Below are 10568 nucleotides of genomic sequence, written 5' to 3'. Positions count from 1 at the left end.
GAAGATGGCGTGTTTGCAAAAGCCAAAAAGTACAACATCATCAACGGAATGTACGATTTTACGCTCTCGGCTTCCATTCCTGTTTATATTGGCGGAAAAATTAGAAATACTGAAAAAAAAGCCTCCATTGATACCGAAATTTCATCTCTTAAAACCCATCTGAATGAAAGACAGCTAAAAATGGAAATTATCACCGCTTTTCTCCAGATTCATCATTTAAAAGAACAGCAGCGTTTAATTAATGATAAAATAAAAGAAGATTCCGTGAACATCAAACAAGTGAAAGCTCTGAAAGCAAATGGCGTGGTTACGGTAAACGAAGTTCTGAGAACCTCTTTACAGCTCTCTAACCATAAAATGAGCCGGACAGAACTGGATAATGATATTCAGATTGCAGAACACAAGCTGAAAACGATGCTTTCGCTTCCGAAAAATCAGGAAATACATGTGGAAACAGAAGACTTAATTTCTGAGAATGCAGAAATCCCTTATATCAATGAATTAACGGAAACCGCTTTACATAAAAACGAATCGGTAGAAATTGCCAATAAAAATCTCACTCTGAAAGAATTAGATCAGAAAATTACCAAAGCGAATTATTTACCGAAAATTACCGCAGGCGGAGAATACTTTTTAAAATATCCCAATATGATGTTTTTTCCGCCCGAACCTTATGCGTACCGTTTGGGAATGATCGGTATCAATCTTACCTACCCCATCGAAAATCTGTATAAAAACAAATACAAAATGCAGGAAGCAAAAGAAAATATAACTCTTGCCCAATTGCAGATCGAAGAAAACGAAGAAAATATCCGGCATGAAGTGTATGAAGCTTTCAAAAAATTTGAAGAAACGGAAGAAAAGGTAAAAATCGCAGAAGAAGCCATCAATCAGGCAAAAGAAAATTACAGGATCGTAAAGACCAAATATGCGAATAAGTTAAGTTTAATCACCGAACTCATTGATGCCGACAATGCCTATCTGGAAGCGCAATCCAACCTTATTTCTGTAAAAATTAACCGACAACTAAAATATTACCAACTCCAGTACACGATTGGAAATTTATAAAACTATGGCGAAGAAACAATTAACGCAAAAGGAAAAAAGAATCAATAAAATCATCAGCGTTTTGGCGTGGATTCTTATCATCAGCGGAATAACAGGAATGTTAAGCTTCTATCTTTTTTCGAGAAAAAATGTAACGACCAACGATGCACAGATCGAACAGTACATTACGCCGGTTTCCAGCAAAGTTTCGGGGTTTATAAAAACAATAAAATTCAATGAAAACCAGTTTGTGCATAAAGGTGATACTTTAGTTATCATCGACAACCGCGAATTTATGAATCAGGTAAAAATAGCGGAAGCCGGTCTCCATGCCAGTTCAGATAATATCAACACCATCGAAAGCGGAGTGAATACGAAAGAAAGTGACACTAAAATTATTGATGCAAAAATTGCTTCCGCCAAAATCGACATCTGGAAAACCGAACAGGATTTTAAGCGGTATAAAAATTTAGTGGATGAAGATGCAGCAACCGATCAGCAGTTTGAAAATGCAAAAGCTTTGTACGAACAGGCAAAAGCGAGTCTTTTGGCTTTAGAACAGCAAAAAAATGCCGTGAAAGCAGGCGTTAGTGAGCAAAAAACGAAAATCGCTCCGGTAAAAAGCCAGGTACAGCAAAGTTCTGCCAATCTTAACAATGCCAAACTTTTTCTTTCCTATACTTTTGTTACTGCGCCTTACGACGGTTGGGTAGGAAAGAAAACCATTCAGGAAGGACAGCTCATCAAAGAAGGTCAGGCTTTGGTTCAGATCGTGAGCAAAGAAAAATGGATCATTGCCAATTATAAAGAAACGCAGTTGGGACAAATCGATCAGAAAAAAGAAGTCATTATCACCGCAGATGCCTATCCTGATGTGGAATTTAAAGGAAAAATCGTGTCGGTTTCTCCCGCTTCTGGTTCTCAGTTTTCTTTGGTAAAACCCGACAATGCAACAGGAAATTTTGTAAAAATAGAGCAGCGATTTCCTGTAAAAATCATTCTCAATAAAAATCAAAACAATGAAAAATTGCTTTCCGGAATGAATGTTCTGGTGAGTGCGAAGAAGATTTAGAGTTTGAGCGTTTCAGGGTTTGAGAGTTTGAGAGTGAGAGGGTTTGAGTTTTTTTAGTGTTTTCATTTTTCTCGGATTTTTAATTAACCAATCAATTATTTTTTAGCGAAAAGGCAGAATACAATTTTGCCATCTTATCTTTTTTTACAATTTTCTGTCTTTTCGCAATTTTATTTCCTTTATTTAATTAATCATGCATCACAATTCAGTTTATCATCGATGGGTTCCGCAGTGGCTGAAGCTTCCGCTCCTTATTCTCGCGCTTTTTCCGCATCTGATGCTGCTGTCGCTTCTGCATTCCAACAGTGCTTTTACCGCTTCTTTTATGGATGCAGATTCGGATGATATTCAGTATCTCATGATCCTGATGTACGGAACATTTGTGGTCACGCTTTTGGTGATACAGCGTTTTATGGCATATTTCAGCGTAAAATATTATACTTTGCTGATGTCTTCCGCTTCCGTTCTCATTCTTTACGGACTTTCTGTTACGCATGATTATCATATTATTCTTGTCATCCGTTTTCTGGAAGGAATTTTCGGAGTTCTGGAAGGAGCCATTTTTCTCCCGCTTATTGTGGCTGAGTTAAAGACAAAACACGCCAAAGAAATTGCCTACCTTTTTATGTACACCATTATTCTTACGGGTGGAACATTGACCACTTCCCTGCTGAAATCAAGCATTGAAAACTACGATTTCCGCCACATGATTCTCATGATGGTTTATTTTCACGTTTTTGTATTGGTGATGGCTTTTGCTATTTTCAATAAAAACAGATTTTTCCCGAAAAAACCTTTGTATCAGCTTGATATTATAAGCTGGTTTTTGCTTTGGGGATGTCTTCAGGCAGGAGGTTACGCGATGATCTACGGAAAAAGACTGATGTGGTTTGAATCTGATACTATTGTATTCTGTTTTTTACTGTTCCTGATTTTTGGAGGATTATTTATGCTAAAACAGAGAAATCAGCCGCGCCCGTTTTTTCATTTTGAAGTTTTCAGTTCAAAAAATGTAATTGTAGGCGTTATTCTTTTCTTCATCTTTTATATTCTCAGAGCTTCTATCAACAATGTATACAGCGTGATGGCTGTTGTCTGGAAATGGCAGTGGGATTATATTGTGGAAGTACAGTACTGGAACGTTGCAGGAAGTCTTTTGGGCGTTTTTCTGTCCGCATTGTGCATCACGAAAGGGGCATCTTCAAGGCTTGTATTTTTTACCGGATTTTTAATTTTAGCCATGGACAGTGCATGGTTTACCTATACTTTTTATCCGGATACAACGCTTCAGACGATTTGTCCACCTCTTTTTCTTCAGGGAGTGGGACAAGGTTTGCTTTTTACTCCGCTTGTATTCTTTTTAATTGCAGGAATGCCGGAACAGTATGTTTCCAATGCGACCGCAGTAGGAACTGCCACAAGATTCTGGACAACGGCGATCGGTTATGCGTTGATGCAGAATCTGATGCTTTTTTTAACGCTAAAACATTCCGATTCTTTAAGCTCGGAATTTGTAAGCACAAACCCGATTTTCGCGTCGCAATGGAATCAGGTTTTTGGAAATAGCATTTCGAAACTTCCGGTTAATGACTCTTTGTCTGTCACTGCCGGAATTTTTAAGTCAAAAATAAATTCTCAGGCAATTCTGCTGTCCAATATGGAGATTTTTACAGGACTGTTCTGGCTGGCTTTAATTACGGCAGTGATTATTTTACTGTATCATCCGGTGAAAATTGCCGTGAGAAATATTATGTAATGGATTACCAACAAAAGTCGAAAAAGAAAATCATGCAGCAATGATCAGAATATTGAAAATTATCAAAACAATAAAAATCTCAGTTTTTTCTAAAGCTACCGTAAGCTTTTCCATTAAACCAACCAACCTTAAAGAAAATTACTGCTGATATTTTGTGATTTTTGCGGTTAATAAAATTTAAACCGTATTTAGGCAAAAAATTTGCTATAATTCAGAAAATTTTGTTTTATGGAAATTCAGGAAATTGTAGCGAAGCAGAAAGACTTTTTCAAAACACAGCAGACGAAAAACATCAAGTTTCGAAAGATGTATCTTGAAAAACTCAAAGATCTGATTATTAAAAACGAAAACCTCCTGTACGAAGCTATTCACAAAGATTTTGGAAAATCTGCATTTGATACATTTACTACAGAGATTTCCTTTATTCTGAATGATATTGATTTTTATCTGAAGAACCTAAAATCGCTTTCCAAACCTAAAAAAGTAAGTACCAATCTTGTTAACCAGATCGGGACAAGCAGAATTTTATCCGAACCCTTAGGAAATGTACTGGTAATCGGAGCGTGGAATTATCCTTATCAGCTATCCATTTCTCCTGTTGTTGCCGCTTTGGCAGCCGGAAACTGCTGTATTCTAAAGCCCAGCGAAATTGCTGAAAACACCATGAAAATCATGGCAGAAATCATCAATACAAATTTTCCTCTAGAATATTTGTATGCTTATGAAGGCGGCGTTGATGAAACAACGGTACTTTTAAAACAAAAATTTGATAAAATATTTTTTACCGGAAGTACGAAAGTCGGGAAAATTGTTTATCAGGCTGCGGCAGAAAATTTAACGCCTGTAACGCTTGAACTGGGTGGAAAATCGCCTGCTATTATTACCAAAGATGCTGATTTTGAAGTTGCCGCTAAAAGAATTGTCTGGGGAAAATTCCTTAATGCCGGACAAACCTGCGTTGCTCCTGATTATCTTTTAGTTGAAGAATCTGTTCAGGAACAGTTTCTGGAACTGCTGAGAAAGTACATTAAAGAATTCAATTATCTGCCTTATTCCGATCACTATACCAGAATTATCAACGAAAGGAATTTTGACCGGCTGATTAAAATGATTAATAAAGATAAAATTTATTTCGGCGGAAATTGGGACAGAGAAAAATTATATATTGAACCCACTGTTCTTACCGATGTTAACTGGAATGATGATGTAATGCAGGAAGAGATTTTCGGACCGATTCTGCCTGTTATTTCTTTTACCAATTATAATATTGTTCTGAATGAAATTTTAGAACATGAAAAACCTTTGGCAGCCTATCTTTTTACAAATAATTCTGAAGAAAAGGACAATTTTAAAAATAAACTGTCTTTCGGAGGAGGATGCATCAATGATGTTATTATGCATCTGGGAAACGATAATCTTCCGTTTGGCGGCGTAGGAAATTCAGGGATCGGAAATTATCACGGGAAATTCGGTTTTGATACGTTCTCGCATCAGAAATCTATTCTGGAAAAAGCAACATGGGGAGAACCGAATATGAAATATCCGCCGTATTCTGATAAAAAATTAAGCTGGATTAAAAAATTCATGTAAAATAAAAACCGGGAAAAAATTCCCGGTTTTTGGTTATGATCTTGGAGACCAGACATTGAAAAATTCTTTCACTTTTTCAAGGCTGTATCCTTTTCCTTCCTCTAAAACATCGCTTTGCTGAACGTGGATCATTTTACCATTTTGATCCAGCACGATGAAAACCGGATATCCGAATTTGGTTCCGGGATCGCCGTACTTCGCAAAGATTTTTTCATTTTTGTTTTCCGGAGAATAATTCAGGTGATAATATATATAATTGTCGTCCACTAATTTCTTCAGTTCCGGCGTAGTCTGTACATACTGATTGAATCTTAAACACCAGATGCACCAGTTTCCTCCTGCCTGAATCATGATGTTTTTCTTTTCCTTTTTAGCTTTTGCAATCAGATTCTGTATATCTTTTTCTGCATCTGCTTTCGGATCATAAGGTTTTGGAAGCTTCGCCTTTTCTTCTGCTGCCTTTTTCTTGGCATCCAGTTCGGCCTGATCTGTCTTTACCAATAACGATTTTTCTTCCGAACCACTTTTAACTTCCTGTCTTACGGTATTGGTATTCTGGGAGAAAGCAATGGAACTTAAACCCAGAAATGCGATTAATGATAATTTTTTCATACGTTAAAAATAAAAAAATAATACTATTTGTAAGCAAAAATAGAACCATAATTTTATTATACGTAAATTTGCATGTTTTATGAATTTCCTTATCAAAATATTATATCTGATCTCCAAACTTCCCCTGAAAGTTTTATATGTATTTTCAGACATTATGTTCTTTCTGAATCACTATATTGTCGGTTACAGAAAAAATGTAATTACACAAAACCTGAGGAAGTCTTTTCCTCAAAAAACAGATGAAGACATTGCAGAAATCCGGAAGAATTTTTATCTGAATTTTTCAGATTATCTTGTAGAAACAGTAAAATCTTTCAGTATTTCCGAAACGGAATCGCGGGTAAGAATGCAGCACATCAATCAGGAAGTTTTTCATGAGGCAAAAGCGGAAGGTAAAAATGTCATTATGCTTGCAGGGCACGTCTTCAACTGGGAATGGATCAATGCTTTAGCAAGAGTAATTCCTCAAAAGCACTGTCATCCGGTTTACAGAAAAGTGAACAGCGATTTCTGGGAAAACCAGATGAAAAAAGTCCGCAACAAATTCGGGAACGAAGCTTTGGAAGCCAATGAAGTGATTCTGAATATCTTCCGTTCAAAAAATGACGGCGATTCAGCGTATATGTTTGTGGCAGATCAGACTCCCCACTTTTCCCATGTAAATTACGGTCTGGAATTTTTAAACCAGAGAACTCCGGTTTTTATAGGGTATGATAAACTGGCAACAAGAATGGATCTGGCGTTCATTTATTGTGAAATGAAGAAGGTAAAACGCGGTTATTATCAGGTCAATTATCACAGAATTTATCCTGACGGGGAAAAATTTGCAGAAAATGAAGTCGTAAAAAAATTCCATAAATTATTGGAAAACACTTTGAATAAAAGACCCGATAATTATTTATGGTCCCACAGAAAATGGAAATATCAGGATTCCATCAAAAATTTTGATTCAGAAAAAATTTAATTTCTCATGTCGAAAAAATTAGCAGTCGCCATTTTAAACTGGAACGGAAAAAGCTGGCTGGAAAAATTTCTTCCGAATGTTATTCAGTTTTCTCAAAATGCTGATATTTATGTAATTGACAATCTTTCCACCGATGATTCTGTCGATTTTCTTCAACAGAATTTTCCTTCGGTAAAGATTATTAAAAACAATAAAAATTACGGTTTTGCAGGAGGTTATAATGAGGGTTTAAAAGAAATTAAAAATGAATTATACTGCCTTCTGAATTCCGATGTGGAAGTTACCGAAAACTGGATCGTTCCGGTTACGGAACTTTTTGAAAAAGATTCTTCTATTGCAGCAGTTCAGCCCAAAATTCTTTCCTACAACAATAAAAACTACTTCGAATTTGCCGGTGCAGGAGGCGGATTAATTGATAATCTTGGCTATCCATACTGCAGAGGAAGAATTTTTGATGATCTGGAAGAAGATAAAGGGCAGTATGATGATGAAACGGAAATTTTCTGGGCTTCGGGATGCTGTTTATTTATCCGAAACAAGGATTTTTGGGATCAAAAGGGCTTTGATGAACGTTTTTTTGCGCATCAGGAAGAAATTGATCTTTGCTGGAGACTGATCAATTCCGGAAAAAAGATTTTTTATACCGGAAAATCTAAGGTATATCACGTTGGCGGAGGAACTTTGAACAAGCAGAGTGCACAGAAAACTTTTTTAAACATCCGGAATAACTTTTCGATGTTGCTGAAGAATCTGCCTTTTCACAGACTGATCTGGCTGATTTTTTTCAGATTGTGTCTTGACGGAGCTGCCTCATTTTATTTTGCTTATAAGAACGGGATTTCTCATTTCTGGGCAGTTTTGAAAGGGCATTTCGGATTTTATGCGCAGATTCCCGGCACTTTAAAACTTCGTCAGAAGCATCAGAAAACAGATTATTATCAAACCAAATGGCTTGTTTTTAAACATTTTTTAGGTAGTAAAAAGAAAATTTAATCTCTTACAAAACAATAAACTTTACTTATGGATTTTTGTGCAATAGATTTTGAAACAGCAACTCACGAGCGAAACTCCGCCTGTGAACTGGGAATCTGTGTTGTACAGGATTCAAAAATCATTGAGACCAAAACATGGCTCATCAAGCCACCAAGTTTTCCTTATTTCAGCCCGTTTAATGTGGATGTTCACGGCATTCTTCCGGATGATGTGAAAGACGCTCCTACTTTCGATGAAATCTGGTATGAAGTGGAAGAAATGATGTACGGAACGTTAATGATTGCTCATAATGCAGGATTTGACGCAGGTGTGCTTCGCGGATGCCTGAATCATTACGGAATGTTCACGCCGAAGCTAAATTATCTTTGCAGTATCCAGTTAGCTAAAAAATCATGGAATTATCTTCCGAGATATGGATTAAAACATCTTGCTGAATATCATCAGATCAGTTTCAACCATCACAGAGCCGGTGATGATGCAGAGGTTTGTGCTAAAATATCTTTACTGGCTTTTGAAAAATTATTCATGACGGAAAATGATGAGATAAACAATTCTATTTTAAATAGGTATATAAAAAAATTGTAATTTTAAAAATAAAAAGAGATGAACAAAAATTTATTTTTTCTTGCTATATTTATTAGTTGTTTTTTATCTGCTCAGGCAGATCTTTATAATACAAATTGGTATTTAAGAAAAGTAGTAAAGAACAATATCACTTATAATGTTCCACAAAATATTGAGATAAGTGTGCCTATACTTACTTTTAACGATCAAAATACCACGTCAACAAATTTAAGCAGTTCTGTCTGTGAGCAAAGCATTTGGGGAACGATAAATAATTTTGATATAACAGTAAATAATTTCAGTTTTTGGACCTATGGTGTAGGAAATGGAAATAATTGTACATTGCCTGAAAATATTACATTTTCTTCTATCTATACAGGCTATTTTAGTCAATATTCACCTTTACACAGTTATCAAATTACTTATACAGGAAATATAAAAAACCTGATACTCACAAATTATTTAGGAGATCAAGCTTTTTATCAATCCGGTACTTTATCTAGTAACGATATCAATCAGACATCAGAAAAAAATATACTTATTTATCCTAATCCAGCAAATGAGTACTTAGTCATAAAATCAAAAGATCAAATAGAATGTGTTAAAATCTACAATTCTGAAGGAAAATTGATTCTACAAAATAAATATGAAACTAAAACTGATATTTCTGCTTTGCTTAAAGGAAGCTATTTTTTAGAATTAGCATCAAAAAATGGTATCTCAAGACATAAATTTATCAAAGAATAATTTGTTAATTGCTTAAAACTTCTGATAAAAGATTGAATTTAGGAATATCAATTTCAAAAGTTTCCTGCGTTTCCATATTTTTTACAAGGTATTTTCCGCTCATATTTCCTACCCCGGAACGAAGCATGACGTTAGAAAAATAAGCGAAATTCTCGCCTGTAGGAATCTCAGGAGTCAGGCCGATTACGCCATCCCCTATTATCTCTGTATATCCGAAGCCTACGTCGAAAATCAGCCATTTTCTTTTAAGGATTTTTACAGGAAAACTGCCTTCGTTTTCGATAACGATATTGTATTTGAAAACGTGTCTGTTTTCAGACGGATAACTGTTTTTGCTATCATATTCAGGTATTACTGAAACTTTGATATTGGAGGTCATTTTAGAAAACATCATCTTAAGTATTTACGGTAAGAGATACAAAAATCTCGCCCTTTTTGAGGCGAGATTTATTTTATACTATAATTTTTATCAATAATTATAATCCAAGACCTTTTCTTTCGTCTCCGTTCATTAAAATACCAACCGGATTGTCGATTGCTTCTTTTACTGCAACTAAGAATCCTACAGATTCTTTTCCGTCGATAATTCTGTGGTCATAAGACATCGCAACGTACATCATCGGACGAATTACCACCTGTCCGTCAACCGCAACCGGTCTCTGGATAATGTTGTGCATTCCTAAGATTGCAGATTGAGGAGGATTGATGATTGGTGTAGACATCATGGATCCGAAAGTTCCACCGTTTGTAATGGTGAACGTTCCGCCTGTCATTTCGTCAACCGTGATTTTTCCGTCTCTTACTTTAGTCGCTAAATCTTTAATGTTCGCTTCAACGCTTGCAAAAGACATATTTTCAGCATTTCTCAATACAGGAACCATTAATCCTTTCGGACCTGAAACCGCAATTGAAATATCGCAGAAATCGTAGTTTACTTTGAAATCTCCGTCGATAGATGCGTTTACATCCGGATACATCTGTAAAGCTCTTGTTACCGCTTTTGTAAAGAAAGACATGAAACCAAGTCCTACTCCGTGTCTCTGAGCAAATTCTTCTTTATATAATTTTCTTAATCTGAAGATTTCAGACATGTCAACTTCATTGAAAGTTGTTAACATTGCCGTTTCATTCTTCACAGAAACTAATCTCTGAGCGATTTTTCTTCTAAGAACTGAAAGTTTAGTTGTTGTTGTAGATCTGGAACCTGTAGCGGTAACAGGATT

11 protein-coding genes are annotated in these 10568 nt (G+C 35.8%); 8 read left to right on the top strand and 3 right to left on the bottom strand.

Features of this window, described 5'->3' with window-relative positions:
* The 4 genes from WFK35_RS16010 to WFK35_RS15995 form a co-directional block, all read left to right on the top strand.
* Positions 1 to 1068, top strand: a 1068-nt coding sequence (locus tag WFK35_RS16010) for a TolC family protein (RefSeq protein ID WP_336733426.1), incomplete at its 5' end; no start/stop codon positions are given.
* A 4-nt stretch (positions 1069 to 1072) separates the two neighbouring features.
* Positions 1073 to 2119 carry an HlyD family secretion protein gene (locus WFK35_RS16005; RefSeq protein WP_336733425.1) on the top strand — a complete coding sequence of 349 codons (1047 nt, stop codon included), beginning with the start codon at positions 1073 to 1075 and terminating at the stop codon, positions 2117 to 2119.
* 193 nt (positions 2120 to 2312) lie between these two features.
* A complete protein-coding gene (locus WFK35_RS16000; RefSeq protein ID WP_336733424.1) occupies positions 2313 to 3875 on the top strand; it encodes a hypothetical protein in 1563 nt (520 codons plus the stop codon).
* A 228-nt stretch (positions 3876 to 4103) separates the two neighbouring features.
* Positions 4104 to 5465 carry an aldehyde dehydrogenase gene (locus tag WFK35_RS15995; protein ID WP_336733423.1) on the top strand — a complete coding sequence of 454 codons (1362 nt, stop codon included), beginning with the start codon at positions 4104 to 4106 and terminating at the stop codon, positions 5463 to 5465.
* Between the two features lie 33 nt (positions 5466 to 5498).
* Here the strand turns inward: WFK35_RS15995 and WFK35_RS15990 are convergent, their stop codons facing one another.
* A complete protein-coding gene (locus WFK35_RS15990; RefSeq protein WP_336688835.1) occupies positions 5499 to 6077 on the bottom strand; it encodes a thioredoxin family protein in 579 nt (192 codons plus the stop codon).
* A gap of 79 nt (positions 6078 to 6156) precedes the next feature.
* Here WFK35_RS15990 and WFK35_RS15985 point away from each other — a divergent pair, with 79 nt between their 5' ends.
* From WFK35_RS15985 to WFK35_RS15970, 4 genes are read left to right on the top strand one after another with little or no spacing between them, the layout of a single operon-like run.
* Positions 6157 to 7041, top strand: coding sequence for a lysophospholipid acyltransferase family protein (locus tag WFK35_RS15985; RefSeq protein WP_336733422.1), 885 nt, complete (start codon positions 6157 to 6159; stop codon positions 7039 to 7041).
* A 6-nt stretch (positions 7042 to 7047) separates the two neighbouring features.
* The gene (locus WFK35_RS15980) at positions 7048 to 8034 is read left to right on the top strand and encodes a glycosyltransferase family 2 protein (RefSeq protein WP_336733421.1); all 987 of its coding nucleotides are present in this window, start codon (positions 7048 to 7050) and stop codon (positions 8032 to 8034) included.
* Positions 8035 to 8061: 27 nt separating this feature from the next.
* Complete coding sequence (locus tag WFK35_RS15975; RefSeq protein ID WP_235130603.1) at positions 8062 to 8619, top strand: 3'-5' exonuclease; 558 nt, start codon at positions 8062 to 8064, stop codon at positions 8617 to 8619.
* An 18-nt stretch (positions 8620 to 8637) separates the two neighbouring features.
* The gene (locus WFK35_RS15970; RefSeq protein ID WP_336733420.1) at positions 8638 to 9345 is read left to right on the top strand and encodes a T9SS type A sorting domain-containing protein; all 708 of its coding nucleotides are present in this window, start codon (positions 8638 to 8640) and stop codon (positions 9343 to 9345) included.
* Positions 9346 to 9349: 4 nt separating this feature from the next.
* Here the strand turns inward: WFK35_RS15970 and apaG are convergent, their stop codons facing one another.
* Both apaG and sucB read right to left on the bottom strand, forming a co-directional pair.
* Positions 9350 to 9739, bottom strand: coding sequence for a Co2+/Mg2+ efflux protein ApaG (apaG, locus tag WFK35_RS15965; RefSeq protein WP_235130600.1), 390 nt, complete (start codon positions 9737 to 9739; stop codon positions 9350 to 9352).
* Positions 9740 to 9821: 82 nt separating this feature from the next.
* The coding region (sucB, locus tag WFK35_RS15960; protein ID WP_336733419.1) for a dihydrolipoyllysine-residue succinyltransferase at positions 9822 to 10568 on the bottom strand (747 nt) is incomplete at its 5' end.

The organism is Chryseobacterium sp. VD8, assembly GCF_037149975.1.
GTDB classification, from domain to species: Bacteria; Bacteroidota; Bacteroidia; order Flavobacteriales; family Weeksellaceae; genus Chryseobacterium; species Chryseobacterium indicum.
This window is presented reverse-complemented; position numbering and strand designations above follow the sequence as displayed.